Origin of the sequence: Streptomyces iconiensis (assembly GCF_028657195.3) — a bacterium.
GTDB lineage: Bacteria > Actinomycetota > Actinomycetes > Streptomycetales > Streptomycetaceae > Streptomyces > Streptomyces iconiensis.
In genome coordinates, this window is the sequence record NZ_JANCPR020000024.1 from 96,152 (window position 1) to 113,768 (window position 17,617).

Annotated in this window: 12 protein-coding genes; 9 read left to right on the top strand and 3 right to left on the bottom strand. The window is 71.7% G+C overall.

Translation table 11 applies throughout. From position 1 onward, the window contains the following. Nucleotides 1-52 precede the first annotated feature (52 nt). Entirely contained in the window at nucleotides 53-1,033 is a 981-nt protein-coding gene (locus NMN56_RS23665) for a dihydrodipicolinate synthase family protein (RefSeq protein WP_274045723.1), read from the bottom strand. Nucleotides 1,034-1,346: 313 nt separating this feature from the next. Here NMN56_RS23665 and NMN56_RS23670 point away from each other — a divergent pair, with 313 nt between their 5' ends. From NMN56_RS23670 to NMN56_RS23680, 3 genes are all read left to right on the top strand, one after another. After that, the gene (locus NMN56_RS23670; protein WP_274045721.1) at nucleotides 1,347-2,084 is read left to right on the top strand and encodes a FadR/GntR family transcriptional regulator; all 738 of its coding nucleotides are present in this window, start codon (nucleotides 1,347-1,349) and stop codon (nucleotides 2,082-2,084) included. A 146-nt stretch (nucleotides 2,085-2,230) separates the two neighbouring features. Next, nucleotides 2,231-2,950: a YkgJ family cysteine cluster protein gene (locus NMN56_RS23675; RefSeq protein ID WP_274045719.1), complete on the top strand. Its 720-nt coding sequence runs from the start codon at nucleotides 2,231-2,233 to the stop codon at nucleotides 2,948-2,950. Then, nucleotides 2,947-3,615 (top strand): YkgJ family cysteine cluster protein, encoded by a 669-nt coding sequence (locus NMN56_RS23680; RefSeq protein WP_274045717.1) that lies wholly within the window; start codon nucleotides 2,947-2,949, stop codon nucleotides 3,613-3,615. Before NMN56_RS23675 ends, NMN56_RS23680 begins: the two co-directional genes overlap by 4 nt. Before the next feature lie 93 nt (nucleotides 3,616-3,708). Here the strand turns inward: NMN56_RS23680 and NMN56_RS23685 are convergent, their stop codons facing one another. Then, on the bottom strand, nucleotides 3,709-7,014 hold the full coding sequence (locus tag NMN56_RS23685; RefSeq protein WP_274045715.1) for a right-handed parallel beta-helix repeat-containing protein: 3,306 nt from the start codon (nucleotides 7,012-7,014) through the stop codon (nucleotides 3,709-3,711). Between the two features lie 278 nt (nucleotides 7,015-7,292). Here NMN56_RS23685 and NMN56_RS23690 point away from each other — a divergent pair, with 278 nt between their 5' ends. Next, the gene (locus NMN56_RS23690) at nucleotides 7,293-8,507 is read left to right on the top strand and encodes a S8 family serine peptidase (RefSeq protein ID WP_274045711.1); all 1,215 of its coding nucleotides are present in this window, start codon (nucleotides 7,293-7,295) and stop codon (nucleotides 8,505-8,507) included. A 257-nt stretch (nucleotides 8,508-8,764) separates the two neighbouring features. On the opposite strand, the gene eccCa is transcribed toward NMN56_RS23690, so the two are convergent. After that, a complete protein-coding gene (eccCa, locus tag NMN56_RS23695) occupies nucleotides 8,765-12,763 on the bottom strand; it encodes a type VII secretion protein EccCa (RefSeq protein WP_274045822.1) in 3,999 nt (1,332 codons plus the stop codon). A 314-nt stretch (nucleotides 12,764-13,077) separates the two neighbouring features. Between eccCa and eccD the strand changes: the two genes are divergently transcribed. The 5 genes from eccD to NMN56_RS23720 all read left to right on the top strand — a co-directional run bounded on the left by eccD (nucleotide 13,078) and on the right by NMN56_RS23720 (nucleotide 17,612). Beyond that, complete coding sequence (gene eccD / locus NMN56_RS23700; RefSeq protein ID WP_274045709.1) at nucleotides 13,078-14,478, top strand: type VII secretion integral membrane protein EccD; 1,401 nt, start codon at nucleotides 13,078-13,080, stop codon at nucleotides 14,476-14,478. A 24-nt stretch (nucleotides 14,479-14,502) separates the two neighbouring features. Continuing rightward, a complete protein-coding gene (gene eccB, locus NMN56_RS23705; RefSeq protein ID WP_274045707.1) occupies nucleotides 14,503-15,984 on the top strand; it encodes a type VII secretion protein EccB in 1,482 nt (493 codons plus the stop codon). Between the two features lie 263 nt (nucleotides 15,985-16,247). Further along, the gene (locus tag NMN56_RS23710) at nucleotides 16,248-16,598 is read left to right on the top strand and encodes a hypothetical protein (protein ID WP_274045706.1); all 351 of its coding nucleotides are present in this window, start codon (nucleotides 16,248-16,250) and stop codon (nucleotides 16,596-16,598) included. 90 nt (nucleotides 16,599-16,688) lie between these two features. After that, on the top strand, nucleotides 16,689-17,009 hold the full coding sequence (locus tag NMN56_RS23715; RefSeq protein ID WP_274045704.1) for a WXG100 family type VII secretion target: 321 nt from the start codon (nucleotides 16,689-16,691) through the stop codon (nucleotides 17,007-17,009). 102 nt (nucleotides 17,010-17,111) lie between these two features. After that, entirely contained in the window at nucleotides 17,112-17,612 is a 501-nt protein-coding gene (locus NMN56_RS23720; RefSeq protein WP_274045702.1) for a type VII secretion system-associated protein, read from the top strand. Nucleotides 17,613-17,617 lie beyond the last annotated feature (5 nt).

The window sequence follows — 17,617 nt, forward strand, 5'->3', positions numbered from 1 at the left end:
CGGGCCGGGTTCACCGTCGAGCGCTGTGCGCGTACGGCCGTTGGCGCACCGTTCATCGCAGCGGGGTGAGACCGGCGGCGCGCAGCCGCTCGGCGACCTGCTCGACGGAGTCGTCGCTGAGCTGGACCTGCGGGAACGCGGTGTCGCGGCAGGCGATGACGCCGAGCAGCTGGAGGGCGGCCTTGAAGGCGCCGAGGGCCGAGGAGCTGCGGCCCATGTCGGGCTCGGGGCCGACGTCGACGAGGGAGAAGAGGGCGACGAGCCGCTCCTGTTCCTTCGCGGCGAGCGCCCACTCGCCGGCGCGTGCGGCGTCGTAGATGCGCACGTAGGCGGCGGGGTCGACGTTCCCGATGCCGGGAACGACGCCGTCGGCTCCGGCCAACAGGGCCGCGTCGACGGTGAGTTCGGCGCCGGTGAGGATGCTGAAGCCCGGACTGCCCGCGGCTCCGGCCGCTTCACGCGCCGCGGTGCGCGCTGCGGCTCCGCCCAACTCGACGATGAGGCGGCGGAGTCCGCCCTCGTCGCCGCTGGAGTCCTTGAGCCCGGCGAGCGTGCCGTCCTCGGCGAGACCCCGTACGAGGGCGGCCGGCAGCTTGCTGTGCACGGAGACGGGGATGTCGTAGGCGAACAGCGGCAGATCGACCGCCGAGCGGATGCGCCGGAAGTGCCCGGCGATCTCGACGGGGTGGGTGCGGGTGTAGAAGGGGGCGGTGGCGACGAGGGCGTCGGCGCCGGATTCGGCCGCCGCGCGGGCGTGTTCGACGACGCGCGCCGTGGTGGTGTCGATGGCCCCGGCCAGAACGGGCACGCGGCCGGCGGCCACCCGGACGACCGTCTCCAGCGCGGTGCGGCGCTGTGCGTCGGTGAGATACGCGACCTCGCTGGTGGAGCCGAGCGCGAACAGGCCGTGCACGCCGCCGTCGACGAGGTGCTCGACGAGCCGGGTCAGGGAGGCGGTGTCGACGCTTCCGTCGCCGTCGAGCGGGGTGCAGACAGGCGGGACGACGCCGTGCAGCGGGGAGTTGAGTGCCATGGGAGGGCTCCTGCGGTGGGGCGGTGGGGCGGTCGGGCAGTGGGGCAGTGGGGCAGTGGGGTGGTCTGGCGGTGGGGCAGTGGGGCGGTGACGCACGGGGGACGTCCGGACCGCGGGACGGTCCGGGCTACGGGGCCTCGGGACATGGGACTTCGGGGCTACGGGGCTACGGGGCTACGGGGCCTCGGGACGTCGGTACCGGCGGTCCCGTACGGCCCCCGACCTATAGGATGTCTGATGTCCTATGTCGCGGTCACCATAGTCCGCGGCGACCGTCAGAGGTCAAGGGTTTGCGACGAGAAGGAGCGGATCGGTGCCGCGCAACACGATGTCCGAGGACGTTCAGGGCCAGATCAAGCAACTGATCCTGAACCGGAGGCTCGGCCCCGGCGATCCCCTGCCCACCGAGTCGGAGCTGATGGACCTGTTCGACGTCGGACGGGTCTCGGTCCGGGAGGGATTGAAGGCGCTCCAGGCCGTACGGATAGTGGAAACCCGGCGCGGACACGGCACGTTCGTGGGCTCGCTGTCCCTTACGCCGTTCGTCGACGGCCTCGCGTTCCGCGCCGCCGTACGGCACCAGCAGGGCGAGCCGAGTCTGTACGAGCTGATGAAGGTGCGTGAGGCGCTGGAGGCGGGAGTGATAGAGAGCGTCGCCGCCGATCTGCCGGACGAGGACCTTGAGATATTGCGCGGACTGGTCGGGACGATGGAGCAGGAGGCCGCGAAGGGAAAGGTCACGCGCGCGACGGACCGGGCCTTCCACCTCGCGCTCTACCGCTCGCTCGACAACCATCTGCTGAGCGAGGTACTTGACGCCTTCTGGGCGGCGATGGACCGGGTGCGGGACGAGTTGGACGACCGCCATCAGGAACCGGTGCGGACATGCGCTGATCACCGGGAGATCGTCGAGGCCGTCGCCGCCGGTGACGGCGCACGCGCCGCGCGGGCCATGCACCGGCACTTCGACGGGATCAGGAGGCGGCTGGAGCCCACGGCCGCCCGGAGCAACCACGAGAAGCTGCTCCCGCCGGCAGAGGCCAAGGGCTGACCCGTGGAGGGGGGCGGAACGCGGGAAGGTGGCTGTGGGCAGCGGGGGAGCGACCCGCGGCGGTTTCCGGACACGTGATCGGTTACGCTCGCTGGCGGCCAGCTGGGACGAGCCGGGCCCGTCAGCGGAAGTAAGGGGGCCCTGTTGTGGCCGAGTTGAGCGATGCGACCGAGCTGACCGAGCCGACCGGGGCGACCGGGGCGACGGCGGACAGCACGCCGGGTGTCGACGGGCAGTGGCAGTCCTCCCGGGCGAAGGGCCTCTGTTACCGCGGCCCGCGCGTGGTCACCGGCGCTGACATCGTCCGCATCTCGCGGACCCTCGCCCTGGAACCGTGGCACTTCACCCAGACAGCGCCGGCCGCCGCCAACGACCCGACCGGGGTCGTACTGGACAACGCGCGGCGCCGGGTGAACGTCAGGATCGCCAACGCCGCCCACGGCTGCGTCTTCCACATCCTCACCTCCGAGGGCACAGGACGCTGCGGGCTGGGTGAACTGGCGCCGCTGTCCTGCCGCATGTTCCCCACCGTCCCCGGCCGCGGTACCGGCCACGACGGTGCGCCGGGCCCGGAAGAGGACGGGGAAGGGAACGGGGAAGAGAACGGGGCAGGGGACGAGGCAGCGGGCGGGGACCACGGTGGGCCAGGGGCGCCTGGAAGGCCGCTCGACGCGGCGGGGCTGGCGTGGGCGGAACGGCGGTGGGCCGCCGACCGTGACCAGTGGTTCGAGACCGTCGCGCGCTGGAACGCGCTGGCTGAGGACGCCGATGAACCGCCCGGCGTCGAGGATTTCCAACGGTATCTGCTGGAGGCGCACGCGGCCCGGGAGGCCGGTGCGCCCTGGCCGGAGGAGGTGGTCGCATGAGCGCCGAGGGAAGCGGTCTGGCCGGCTGCGCGTCCTGCAAGGGGCGCTGCTGCCGGGAGTACACCGTCAATGTGACCCTGGCCGACGTGCGCAGGCTGGCCACCGGGATGGCGCTGCACCCGCGGGAGTTCGTCACCCTCAAGGAGAAGGAGGACGGCGATTTCCGGTTCAGGCCCGGCGGCCCGCTGTACGACCTCCGCCTCCGCCACCGGCCGGTCACCGAGGGGTGCGTGTTCCTGATGGAGATCGCCCCCGGCCATGCGCGCTGCGGCGCGTACGCGCACCGCCCGGGGGTCTGCGCCAACTTCCCGGCGGCGCTGACGGGGAACACGATCTCCATCCGCGACAGCACCCTGTGCGGCGACTCCGACTCGTGGAACCTCACGGCGATGGACCTGCCCGCGCTGCGCGGGAGCATCCTGCGCAACCGGGCGGCCTGGCGCGAGCACCTGCGGATGGCGGAGCAGTGGAACGCCCGCGTCGACCGCGGGCACCGGACGCTGTCGGAGGACGCGTTCTACGCGTTCGTTCTGGCGCCTGAGCAGCCGGAGCCGACCGAGCAGCCGGAGCCGACCGAGCAGCCGGACGAGCCTGCGCAGCCTGATGTGTCTGAGCGATCTGACGTGCCTGAGCAGCCTGGCACGTCGGCGCGCGCTTCCGTCTGATCCGGCGCTGACCGGCTCCCGGTGCGGCATGTCGTCAAACGTGCCGCACCGGCCGTGCGACGGCATGCCGCACGGGCGGTGCGGGCGTACAGGTCAGCCGGCGGGCTGTGAGGAGAACGCCGGGAGGTCGTCGGGGAGCAGCAGGCGCAGGTCTTCCAGGCCGGGTGCGGTCATCGTGCCGATGCGCCGGGCCTGGTGGGTCATCATCGACTCCAGGAGCTGGCGCGCTGTGCGCGCGTTGCCGAAGGACCGGTCGCGCGGGATCAGCTCCACGTAGCCGCGCAGCGCCTCCAGGGTCTCCTCCGGGCAGTCGTAGCCGGAGTGGGAGGCGTACATGTTCATGATGGTGACCAGCTCTTCGGCGGAGTAGTGCTCGAACTCCACGGTGCGGCTGAAGCGGGAAGCCAGGCCCGGGTTGGAGCCCAGGAAGCGCCGCATTTCGCTGGTGTAGCCCGCGGCGATGACGACCACGTCCTCGCGGTGGTCCTCCATCAGCTTCAGCAGCGTGTCCACGGCCTCCTGGCCGAAGTCGGAGCCCGAGCCCTCAGGGGTGAGGGTGTACGCCTCGTCGATGAACAGCACACCGCCGAAGGCGCGTTCGAAGACCTCCTTGGTGAGCTGCGCGGTGTGTCCCACGTACCGGCCCACCAGGTCGGCGCGGGCCACCTCCACGAGCTGGCCCGTCTTCAGCACGCCCAGGGAGTGCAGCAGGTCGGCGTAGAGGCGGGCGATGGTGGTCTTACCTGTGCCTGGCGGGCCGGAGAAGACCAGATGGTGGCTGATCCGCGGGGTGGGCAGGCCGGCTGCCCGGCGCCGGCGGGCGGCGTCCAAAAGGTTCACCAGGTCCGTGACCTCGCTCTTGACGGCGGCGAGACCGACCATGGAGTCGAGTTCGGCCAGCAGGTCCTGGGAGCTGCGCGCCGTGTCGCCGCCGGCCGTCTCGTCGGCGACGTCGGCAGGCAGCAGCAGCGACAGGTCGGCCTCGGCCGGGTTGTCCATCGAGCCGAGCCGGAACGCCTGCCGGTCCACCATCTCCTCGAAGAGGCGGCGGGCCGCACGGCCGTTGCCGAACGTGGCGTCGCGCGGCATCTGTTCGTAGCGCCGGGCGAGGGCTTCGAGGGTGGCCGGGTCCAGCTCGTACCGGTGCGCGGCGCACAGGGACTGGGTGATGGTGACCAGCTCGTCCACCGCGTAGTTGGCGAACTCGATGGTGCGGGTGAAGCGCGAGGCCAGGCCGGGGTTGGAGCCGAGGAAGGTGGCTATCTGATCGGTGTAGCCGGCGGCGATGACGACCACGTCGTCGCGGTGGTCCTCCATCAGCTTCAGGAGGGTGTCGATGGCCTCCTGGCCGAAGTCGGAGCCCGAACCCTTGCTGTCCGACAGTAGGGTGTACGCCTCGTCGATGAACAGCACGCCGCCGAGTGCCTCGTTGAACGCCTCGGTGGTCTTGACCGCCGTGCCACCGATGACCTGGGCGACCAGGTCGGCGCGGGAGACCTCGACCAGATGTCCTGAGCGCAGCACGCCGAGATCGGCGAGGATGCCGCCGAAGAGCCGCGCGACGGTGGTCTTGCCTGTGCCGGGCGGGCCCGAGAAGACCAGGTGACGGCTCATCGGCGGGGCCGGCATGCCGAGGCTGGCGCGGCGCTGGGCGAGCTGGTTGAGGTTGATCAGGGTGCGGACCTGGTGCTTGACGTCGGCCAGGCCGACCAGCGACTCCAGTTCCTCCAGCGGGCCGGTCGGCCCCTGGGCGCCGCCGGCGTGCCCTGACTCGGTGCCGCCGGCGCCGACGCCCTCGCCCCAGGCGTCGTCGAACGCGTTGCCGCTGCTGTCCAGCCCCTCCACGGTGAGGCGGTCACTGGCCCGTGACTGTTTGAGGCCCGCACCGCGGTTGTCGCGCACGGTGCACTGGTCGATCCCGACCGTCTCGGCGCTGTCCACCCGGATGCCGTCGCCCGTGCTGCCGGTGACCTGGCACGTCTCCAGGGTCGCCTTGGCGCCCTCGGCGATCAGGACGCCGTGCGCCCCGGCCTCGGACAGGTGGAGGCGGCGCGCGGTGATGTCGCCGCCGCTCTCCACATGGAGGCCGGCGGTCGCGCTGGAGTGGATCTCGCAGTCGACGAGGGTCCCGCGGCCGGCGGCGGCGACCGAGACACCGGCCTGGGCCGTCCTGCGCGTCGTGGTGTCGCGGACATCCGGGGCCCCGCCGTCGGTGATGCGGATACCGGCGCCCTCGGCGTCTTCGACCGTGCACCCCTCCAGCCGCCCGCGGCCGTCCTCGGCCACCTCTATGCCGTGGCCGCGTGCTCCGGCGATCCGTACCCGGCTCAGCAGCGGATTGGCGTTGGTGCGGACGGAGACGCCGACACCGGCGGCGTCGGACACCTCCAGCCGCTCGAACTCGGCCGAGGAGCCCTCGGCCAGCAGCACGGAGGCGGTCGTGTCGGCGCACTCGCGCACGGTGGTGCCGGTCAGCAGCGGCGCGCTGGAGCCGATCACGCGGATCGCGGGACCGGCCGCCGAGTCGAAGGCGCAGTCCTGGAAGGTGCCGCGGGACCGCTCGGTGACGGCGAGCCCGTTGCCCTTGGTGCGGGAGGTGACGCAGCGCAGCAACTCCGGGTCGGCACCGGCGGCGAGCACGATGCCGGGGCCCGATGTGTCGGTGACCGTGACCTCTTCGAGAGCGGGCCGGGAGCTGCTGGTGATGTACACACCGACGGAGGTGTCGTGCACCCGGGTCCGCAGCACCTGGGTCGAGCACTTGCCCTCCAGCGCGATGGCGGGCTTCTCGGTCGCGGTCACCTCGCAGTCCTCCACCCGGCCCTGCGCCTCGCCGTTGGCGAGGATGCCGTTGCCCTGGGCGTCGCGCACCCGGCAGCCGCGCACGGTGGTGCGGGCCTGCTCGCCGAGGACGATGGCCGAGGTGCCCAGATGCTCGAAGACGGAGTCGGCGACGACGCTCCCGGTGGGCGCGGTGTCCACCACACCCGCGCCCTCGGGGTTGGAGATCCGGCAGTCCCGGATGGCCACCGAGCCGTCCTCGCGCGCCAGGACCGCCGTCCAGCCGGAGCCCACGACCGTGCAGCCGTCCATGGCCACCTGGCCGCGGGGCGCGTCCACCACGGGGAGATCCTCGTTGCCGCTGCGCAGGGTCAGGTCGGTGAGCTTCACGGCGTCCGCGACGAGCACCACGGCCGTGCCGCGGGGCGGGCAGATCTCGACGCTGCCGCGCTCACCGTCACCGGCGATGGTGATACGGGTGCGGACCGTGAGGCTCTCGCGGTAGCGGCCGGGCCTGACGCGTATCACCGCTCCCGCGCGAGCCTTCTCAAGGGCCTCACCGATCGTCCGGAAGCCCTCCGGCTGGTCCGGACCGACCGTGAGCAACTGCCGTGACACGCTGGGACCTCCTTGTTGTGATGCCGCTGTCGCCCTCTCGCAGCGCCCGGATCCGGGCTGCTGGGAGGCCGGGGGGAGTGGTGCGGACACGCGAAGGCTACGGGACCCGTGGCACCGGCATCCAGGTGCCTCCAACACCGGTGGCGGTGACCGGCGGTGGCCCCATGGCCGTGGGCGAGCGGCCCACGTCCATGGCGGAGCACGGGAGTTCGTCCCGCCCGTTGGCCGCGGGGGGCACGTCGACGTGCGGCGATGGCCTGGGCGTATCGTTGCGCGCCATGCGACGTGCTCGTTCCCCTCGCCGTACGGTGCGGAGCGCGGTGGCCGCCGCTCTGCTGACCGCGGCGCCGCTGGCCGCCCACACACCACCCGCCGCGGCCGACTCCGTCCAACTGCCGGCCCTGCCCACCGTCCTGGAGCCCGGCAAGCCGTGTACGGGCGCTTCGGGTGAGACGGCACGCCAGGAACCGTGGACCCGGCAGGCCCTGGGGCTCAAACGTTCCTGGACACTGGCGGACGGCGGCGGCGTGACCGTCGGCGTGGTGGACACCGGGGTCGGTACGGACATCCCCGCGCTGAAGGGCCGGGTCACGGCGGCCGGCGGGGCGGGCACCGACTGTGTGGGGCACGGCAGTTTCGCCGCCGGGCTGATCGCCGCAGCGCCCCGGAAGGGTGTGGGCGTGACCGGCGCCGCGCCCGCCGCGCGCATCCTGGCGGTGTCCGGCACCGACCGGCGCGGCAACCCGACGGCGGATCAGCTCGCCGAGGGCATCAGGGCCGCGGTCGACGGCGGAGCGAAGGTCGTCTACGTGGCGCGCGCCGTGCCCACGGGCAGGAAGCAGCTGACCGCCGCCGTGCGGTACGCCACGCGGCAGGACGCCCTGGTCGTGGCCCCGTTCGCCCCGGACGCGCTGCCGCAGGACCGCGGTACGGGCAAGACGGCCGAACCGGCGCCGTGGTACTGGCCGGCGGCGGCGCCCGGGGTGCTGTCTGTCATGGACTACGGCCCGGACGGCACCCGGCCGAAGAACGCCCCGCAGGTGGCGGGGGCCGATCTGGCGGCGCCCGGGGACGCGGTGGTCAGCGTCGGGCCGAGCGGATCGGGGCACTACATCGGCTCCGGTTCCTCGCTCGCGGCGGCGAATGTGGCCGGGGCCGCTGCGCTGGTGCGTTCGCGCAACCCGCGGATGACGGCTGCCGAGGTGTCCCGTCAGCTCGTCTCGGCGGCGTACCCGGCGGTTCCGCCACGGGTGGACCCGTACGGAGCGCTGACCGCCGTCCTCACCGACAAGCCGGGCGGCGTGGCCTCCCCGCCGCCCGCGAAGATACCGCCGCAGGCGTCACCCCAGCCGCTGAACCGCGCCCTGCTGATCGCGGGCGCAGGCGGCATGCTGGTGCTGCTGGTGGCGGGCGCCGCGGTGGTGATCCCACGCGGCCGGGCCCGGGGCTGGCGCCCCGGAGGCCAGCCGGAGGAGCCCGGCACTGCCGCGTGACCCCCCTGGGGAGGCGACGGAGGCGAACCGCGTCCGGGAAGCCGTGCGTTCGCGTGACCGGCCGACTCGCGTGACCGGCCGACTCGCGTGACGGCCTCGCGTGACGGCCTTGCGCGACCGACTCGCGTGGCCGCCTTACGCGGCTGGCTCGCCCGCCCGTCTCGCACGGCCCTCTCGCGTGGCCGGCTCGCGTGACCGCCCCGGCGCACCGGGCCGGTACCCGTATCGGCACCGGCCCCGTACCCGTCGACGAGGATCTACGTGTCCCCCCGCGGCGCCGTGTCCGGCGTGTCCGGCGCGGCGTCCAGCATTGCCGTCTGCACCTGCGTCGTCTTGCGGCGGGCGATCCGGACGGCGCGGCCAGGGGGCAGGGTCCTGCCCTTGACGTTGGCCAGCAGGTAGCCCTCCGAGGGCGGGCAGGACAGGAGCAGTGCCGGGGTGTTGACCTCCAGCATGCGGCGTATGAGTGTCTCGTTGAGACCGCGCCCCGCGCCCGAGGCACTCCGGGTGACGATGAGGTGCAGGCCGACCTCCCAGCCCAGGGCCAGGTGGTTGAGCAGCGGGTCGAAGGGCGCGTTGCCGATGCCGGTGCCCAGCATGTCGTAGTCGTCGACCAGGACGAACAGCCGTGGTCCTGACCACCAGTCGGCCCGCTTCATCCGGCCGGGGGAGATGTCGGGCCCCGGCGCCCGGGTCTGTACGGCGCGCGCCGCGCCGTCGACGAGGTCCTTCAGCGCGTCCATGGACACCGCGTGGCCCAGCCGGTACTCCTCCGGCACCGCTTCCACCAGATCGCGGCGGTAGTCCACGATCATGATCCGCGCCTCGGCAGGCGTGTACCGGTCCATGATGGCCTTCGCCATCAGCCGCAGCAGGTTGGTCTTGCCGCTCTCGGTGTCGCCCACGACGACCATGTGCGGGCTCTCGCTGAAGTCGTGCCAGACGACAGAAAGCCGCTCCTCCTCCAGGCCGATCGGCACCCGGAAGTCACCCCCGGCGGGCGGCAGTTCCCGTACCGGCAGCTTCGTCGGCAGCATCCGCAGCTTCGGGGCCGCCGGGCCACGCCAGCTCTCCTTGACCGCGGCCACCAGGGCGGCGACCCCGTCGGAGAGGTCGGCGGCCGACTCCACGCCGTCGATGCGGGGGAGCGCGGTGAGGTAGTGCAGCTTGCCCTCCCTGGTCAGGCCCCGGCCCGGGATGCGCGGCACGGTGGCGGCGCGGCGGGTGTCGATCTGGGAGTCCATCGCGTCACCCATCCGCAGTTCCACATGGGTGCCCGCCTGGTCGCGTACGGCAGCGGTCAGCTCCACCCAGCGGGCCGAGGTCACGATGAGGTGGATGCCGTAGTTGAGGCCGCGCGCCGCGATGGACGCGAACGTCTGGATGTAGCGGTCGAAGTCCTGACGGACCGTGGACCAGCCGTCGATGACGAGGAAGACGTCGCCGTGCGGCTGGTCGGCGAACTCGCCCGCTGCCCTGCGCTGACGGTACGTGGTCATGGAGTCGATGTCGTGATCGAGGAAGAACCGTTCGCGGTCCGCCAGCAGCGCGGTGACCTCCGCGACCACCCGGCTCACCCGCTCGGAGTCCAGCCGCGCCGCGACCCCGGCGGTGTGCGGCAGCCCTGCCAGCGGCGCCAGGGTGCCACCGCCGAAGTCCAGGCAGTAGAACTGCACTTCGCGCGGGGTGTGGGTGAGGGCGAGCGAGGTGAGGAGCGCCCGCACCATGGTGCTCTTGCCGCTCTGCGGGCCGCCCGCGATGGCGACATGGCCGCCGACGCCCGACAGATCGATGGTCAGCAGGTCGCGGAGCTGCTCGAAGGGCTTGTCCACGATGCCGACCGGCACCGTCAGCCGTCCTCGCATCGGCCAGCCCACGGTGGTGAGCCCCAGCTCCGGGTCGGGGGTCAGCGGCGGCAGCACCTGGTCGAGGGTGGCGGGCAGATCCAGCGGCGGCAGCCATACCTGATGGGCGGGCGGGCCGGCGCCGAGCAGCCGGTCGACGGCGACGGACAGCAGGGTGTCGCCGCTCTCCTCCTCGGGCTCGGGCTCGGGTTCGGGAACGTCGGGGAGCTGGCGGGGCACCACATAGCCGGCCGTCCACGGCACCGTCTGGCTGGCCACCCTGGCCTGGTTGGCGCGGCTGCGCCGCTGCTGGTACGGGCCGGAGACATACGCGGCGCGAAACCGGGTCAGCGCCTCGACGCCGGACTTCAGGAAGCCGCTGCCTGGCTGCGGCGGGAGCTGGTAGGCGTCCGGGACGCCCAGCACACCGCGGCTCTCCATGGCGGAGAAGGTACGCAGCCCGATGCGGTACGACAGATGGCTCTCCAACTGGTGCATCCGCCCCTCGTCCAACCGCTGCGAGGCGAGCAGCAGATGGACGCCGAGGCTGCGCCCGAGCCGTCCGATCATGACGAACAGCTCCATGAACTCGCGGTGCGCCGAGAGCAGTTCGCTGAACTCGTCGACGACGACGAACAGGCTGGGCAGCGGTTCCAGCGGGGTGCCGGCCGCCCGTGCCTTCTCGTACTCCAGCGCCGAGGTGTAGCCGCCGGCGGAGCGCAGCAGCTCCTGGCGTCGGATCAGCTCCCCGTGCAGGGCGTCCTGCATGCGGCCGACCAGCGCGGCCTCACCGGCGAGGTTGGTGATCACCGCGGAGACGTGCGGCAGTTCGTCCAGTCCGAGGAAGGTGGCGCCACCCTTGAAGTCCACCAGGACGAAGTTGAGTGTCTCCGAGGAGTTCGAGAGCGCGAGCGCCAGCACCAGGGTGCGCAGCAGCTCGCTCTTGCCGGACCCGGTGGCCCCGATGAGCATGCCGTGCGGTCCTGTGCCGCCCTGGGCCGACTCCTTGATGTCCAGTTCCACGGGGGTGCCGTCGGGGCCGACCGCGATCGGCACCTTGAGCCGGCTGGACCCGGTGCTCTGGTTCCACAGGGCCTGCGGGTCGTGCCGGTACAGGTCGGAGATGCCCAGCAGGGTGGTCAGCTCGACGTCCGAGGAGAGCGGTTCCGAGGAGTCGCCGCCTCCCCTGCCCATCCGGTACGGGGCCAGCTGCTTGGCCAGCGACGTGGCGCCGATCGTGCCCAGCGTGTCGGGGCAGCCGAGCCGGGTGGTCTGCTCCTTGCGCTCGCGGTCGGTGCGCACCAGCCCGAAGGAGTCCTCACTGACGTCGAACCGGAGCGTGACCCGCCCGGGCCGCCAGGTCAGCGCGCCGGTGAGGTCCAGTACGACGGCGTTGCGGAAGCCGGCCCCGTCCACCCGGTGCCGGGCCGGCACGGAACCCCCGTCGAGCACGATCACGGTGAACGGCTCCTCGCGCCCGGGCGGCGCCTCCGGGTCGAACGTCGGCCGTTCCAGGAACTCGGCGCCGAGCAGGTCCTCCAGCTCGTTGAAGGCCGAGACGAACATCCGGGCAGGGCCCGCGCCGTCGTTCTCCTGTGGGTGAAGATTGTGGGGAAGCCACTTCACCCATTCCCACTCGCCCCGCCGCTCGTCGGACACACACAGCGCCACCCACACGTCGTCGGGGGCGTGGAAGGTGACGAGCTGCGCCACGATCGTGCGGGCCAGGGAGCGTATGCGGTCCTCGTCGCCCCGGAACAGCACCCGTGCCCAGGCCCGCAGATAGATGGCGATGGGCTGCTCGGGAACGGTGGAGTAGGCCCGGATGAAGCTGCGCAGGGCGTGGGCCGACAGCGGCTCCAGGTCCTCGACGGGGGTGGTGGCCGTGGGCGTCAGCCGCAGGCCCAGCTTCTGTTCCCCGACGGCCACCCTGACCTCGCCGAAGTCCTCGTCCTGCGGGCGGCGTTCCCACAGCCGCGTGGTGCCCGCGATCTGCCACAGGGCCGAGGGCGGCGGATGCCGCCACGCCAGCGCCTTCTGCTGGTCGACCACCGCGCCGCGCACCTTGCGCCGCAGCTGGGTCAGATAGCGCAGATAGTCGCGGCGCTCACCCTTCAGACGCTGCTTGCGCTCGCTGGCCTTGCGCATCATCTGGCCCAGCAGCATGGCCGCAGAGGACAGCACCATCAGGCCCATGGCCAGATACATGAAGTGGCTGCCGCGGCCACCGCCCATGCCGGGTCTCATCAGCATGAGCATCATGGACACCGACATCAGCGCCATGGGCAGATACGTCCACACCGCGGAACTGTCCGGCACCGTCTCGGGCAGTGTCGGGGGCTCCTGCAGTGTCAGTTCGCCGTCCGGCATCTCGGGGCCGCGCCGACGCGCCGGACGGCGGAACAGGACCACACTCAACGAAAGGGCTCCTCACGGGCGGGACATCGTCGGTGGGCGCCCTCGGTCGGTGGGCGCGCGCCGACGCGTCCGCACTGACGACCGGGAATCAACTCTGCGTACCGGTATACCAGCTCACGGAAACGGCCAGGAACGCGCACCCGTTCGGGCGCGCTGTGGCACACGCATACGATGGTGACTGATCAGTATCACCCGTGTCCCCCACCGTTCGTCCCCGCACACCGCATCACCCGTCCCACAGCCCTCCGTTCACTACGGAACCCGGGAACGCCCTACGCAGACCCCCGGAAGAAACGTGAGCCAGCCCGATGACTGACAACCAGGTGGCAGGACTGTGCCGCCTGACCGTACGTGCGCCGGCCAGGACCATCGATCTGGCTGTCCCCTCCGACGTACCGGTGGCCGACCTGCTGCCCGCCGTCCTCGACTACAGCGGTGACGACCTCGCGGAGAACGGCATCGACCACGGCGGCTGGGTGCTGCAGCGCCTCGGCGGCGAGCCGATGGACGAGGAGCGCACCCTCGACTCCTACGACCTGCGCGACGGCGAGACGCTCTACCTCAGACCGCGCATCGACGCCCTCCCCGAAGTCCACCTCGACGACCTGGTGGACGGCATATCCACCACCATGCAGGGCAGGCCGCACGGCTGGAGCCCGCTGGCCAGCACCCGGCTGCTGACCGGTTTCGCCGTCGCCGCGCTGCTGGCCGGAGCGATCATCCTCGCCCTGCCCGGCGGCTCCTCAGGACTGCGCGCCCTCGCCGCGGCGGCGGCCGGGCTGCTGCTGATCGCCGGGGCCGGCTCGGCCAGCCGCGCGGTCGGCGAAGGCGCCATCGGCGCTGCCCTCGGCAGCATGGCGGGCCCCTACCTCGCCCTCGCCGGCTGGCTGCTGCCCGGCGGCGATCTCGGCGGCCCGCACAGCCACGAGGTGCTGGGCGCCCGGCTGTTGGCGGCCTGCGCAGCCGGCGCCGGCGGCGCGATCGTCGCCCTCGCCGCAGTGGCCTCGTTCGCCGCGCTCTTCCTCGGCTTCGCCGTGGTCATGTTCTTCGGCACCCTCGCCGGCACGCTGATGGTCGTCACCGATCTGGGTCCTTCCCACGTGGCCGGGATCCTCGCCCTGGTGGCCGTACTCCTCGGCGCTTTCGTCCCCTCGCTGGCCTTCCGGATGTCCGGACTGCGCATGCCTCCGCTGCCGACCAACGCGGAACAGCTCCAGGAAGGCATCGAGCCGCACCCGACCTCCGTGGTCGCAGCCCGCGCGGTGCTCGCCGACGGCTGGATGCGCTCGCTGTACGGGGCCGTTGGCGCGGTCTGCGCGGTCTGCCTGGCAGTGCTCACCCACGACGGCGGGCTCGCCGAGGTCATCATGGCGGTCGTGCTCGCGCTGCTGCTGTTGCTGCACGGGCGCGGACTGGGGAACGTATGGCAGCGGCTCTCCCTCTTCGCCCCGGGGGCCGGCGGCCTGCTGCTGCTGGTCCTCTTCAGCGCCGTCGGCTACTCGGTGGACAGCCGGCTGCTGCTGGCCGCGAGCCTGCTGGCGGCCACCGCAGGACTCGCCATCGCCTCGTGGACCGTGCCGGGGCGGCGGCTGGTCCCGTACTGGGGCCGGGCCGCGGAGATCCTGCACTCCGCGACCGCGCTCGCCCTGCTGCCACTGGCCCTGTGGGTGCTCGGGGTGTACGGAGCCCTGCGCGGACTGAACGGCTGACGGCCCGAACCGGAGGAACGCACAGTGCAGTCCAAGCGCGACCAGGTCCAGGCGCACATGTTCGTCATGGGGCGGCTCACCTCGGGCATGCTGCGCGCCGACCCCGACGCCCCCGAGAGCCCCCAGGGCAGAACCAACCGCGGGGTCGCCATCAGCGTCATCATCGCCCTCCTGATCGCCGCGGGTGCCTTCGTCTTCGGGCTCATCAAGCCCGGCACGAAGGACTCCTGGCGGGAGCAGGACAAGCTGGTGGTCAACAAGGACACCGGAGGCCGCTACCTCTACCTCGACGGACGGCTGCGTCCGGTGCGCAACTACACCTCGGCGCGGCTGCTTCTCGGCGCCGACCTGGAGAGCGCGTCCGTCGGCGGCGCCTCGCTCAGCGGTACGGCGCACGGCGTGCCCGTGGGCATCGCCGGGGCCCCCGACGACGTACCGGGGGGTGACTCCCTGACCACAGGACCGTGGCAGGTGTGCTCGGCCGCGGGCGACGGCAGGACCGCCACCGCGCTGGCCATCGGCAAGGACATCCAGGGCGACCGCCTCGGCGGCTCGGAGGGGCTGCTGGTCGCCGGGCCCGACAAGGCCACGTACCTGGTGTGGCAGGGCAGCAAACTGCGCCTGGACGTGGCCGGCGGGGCCCGCGAAGCCCTCGGTTACGGCTCCCGCAGCTCTGTCCCGGTCTCCGCGGCGCTGCTCAACTCGCTGCCCTCGGGCCCCGATCTGACCTCCCCCGACATAGCGGGGCGGGGCGACCCCGGCCCGTCGCTCGGCGGCGCCCGCACCCGGACAGGCCAGGTCTTCCGGGCAGCGGCGCCCGGCGGGGACGGGAACGCCCGCTACTACGTGCTGCGCAAGGAGGGGCTGGCCCCGGTCAACGCCACGGTGGCCGCGCTGCTCCTCGGAGACCCCGAGACCAAGAAGGCGTACGGGGGCGGTGCGGTCAGCACCGTCTCGCTGGGCGCCGACGCGGTGATCGGCCATCTGGCGCCGGGCGCCGAGGGCGGGGACACCCGCAAGGACCTGCCCGCGAGTCCGCCGAAGGCGGTCGAGCCGGACGCGGGCGACGCCACGTGCGTCGGTATCAGGTCGGGCAAGGACGGCACCCGCGTGAGCGTGTCCCTGGCGGATGCCGACAACATCGGCCGGGCGGCGCAGGCCCCGACGGAAGGGCTGACCCCGGCCTGTGTGACGGTCAACCGCATCGTGGTGCCGCCGGGCGGCGGGGCCCTGGTCCACGCGCTCGGCGCCGACGGCTCGAACGCGGGCAGCACCGTGTACCTGGTGACCGACAGCGGGGTGAAGTACCGGGTGCCCGAGCCCGAAGCGCTCAAGGCGCTGGGCTACACCACGAGCCAGGCGCAGCGGCTTCCGTCGTCGCTGCTGTCGATGGTGCCGACGGGGCCTGATCTGACGTCCTCGGCGGCGAAGTCCGGCCGTGCCAAGGCGACAACCGCGCCGTGTGGCGCCGACGAGGAGAAGACCGGCGGCCAACGAGGGCGATAACGCGCCCTGCCCGTCGGCACATCGGTATGTGAGGTGCGTCCGGAAAGGTGCCTGTGTATGCCAAGTCCCGTGCAAACAGGGCGGGCTGGTGAACCCCGCATGAAGCGGCGCTACTTGCCGGTCGGCGTTGCCCACGCTCTACGATCTTCTTAACATCGATACCTGTACCAACCAACTGGGTGGCGGCACTTCCGTGTCCAGCTGCGCGGGCCGCATCAGGGCTTCGGGCCCGGCGGTGAGAATCCTCCGGAAAGGGGAAGTCCATGGCGGGCATGCAGAGGGCAGAAGAACAGGCGACACGGAACGGTATTCAGGCCCTGGAGATGGCTTTCTCGGGCGTCCAGAGCCGGCGTCAGGATGTCGAGAACACCAAGCACGGCATGATCTCGGGGCTTCAGGGCAGCGACGGTGGCGCCTTTCAGAAGCTGCTGGACTCCTGGGACGAGCACGCCGAGATCATCTCGAAGAACCTCCAGGACATGATCAACCAGCTCAACGAGACGCTCAGGGCCCAGGGGATGACCCAGGGCTCGTCGAACGAGGCCATCAACCAGGCGTACTCCCAGTCGCAGTCGGTCTTCGACGGCCTGATGGGCAGCACCGCAGGGCAGTGACCGTGCGGGCCGGGACCCCACCGGCACGCGCTCGACCGTACGACCCGAAACACCCTCCCCCGACAGCCACTCAGCGAGACGAGGTCACTGATGCCGGACAACCTGACCGACGGATACATCTATGTCAGCTATTCCCACGTCGACAACGCGGTCGACGACATGCGCCTTCAGACGCGCGAGATCGAGAAGATCATCAACAGTCTGAACGACGAACTCCAGGCGCTGAAGAACTCCTGGGAAGGTGAGGACCGCGCGGTCTACGACGAGAAGCAGGCGGCGTGGAACCAGGCCGTCACCAACATGGCCACGTGGCTCAACAGCAACGCGAGCACGCTGAACGACATCCGCGACCTCTACAGCCAGAACGAGCGTCAGCAGACGCAGAGCTGGCAGGACGTCAAGATCGGCTGATCTGGTGCCGCCCGGGCGACCGTTCCACGAGGAGGAAGACGTGGGGCGGTCGCCCGCTGTCGTTGACCGGACCGTGACGGAGAGAGGCAAGGACGCGAGGACATGGCCGAGGACAACAAGCCCCCGACGCAGCTCAACAAGGAATGGCTCCAGAAGTTCAAGGACCACGACATAGCGGGGTTCCGGAAAAAGCTCAAGGAGATTGCGGAAGACGGCACGGGAGACCCCGTGATTCCCGCCATGAAGAGCCTGAAGGGCGATGACGGGACCATTCCGGGACTGCCCTTCGGTACGCCCGTCCCGCTCGCGATCGGGAACATGGCGGCCGAGGGCACCGGGACGCACGGGGACGCGGTGAACAAGGCCGTGGTGGAAATGGTGACCGCGCTGGACGGGATCATCACCAGCCACACCGAACTGTTCAAGGACATCGACTCCGCGCTTGAGGAAACCATCGACTCCCTCGTCAAGACCCAGGGGAAGAGCCTGGACGCCATCGACGGCCAGAAGCTCTACGACATCTTCGAGGACGAGGGCGTCGAGGTCGACCTCACGACCTCACCTGACGAGGACGGGGGCGGGGACGGGGGCAAGGACGACTAGATCCG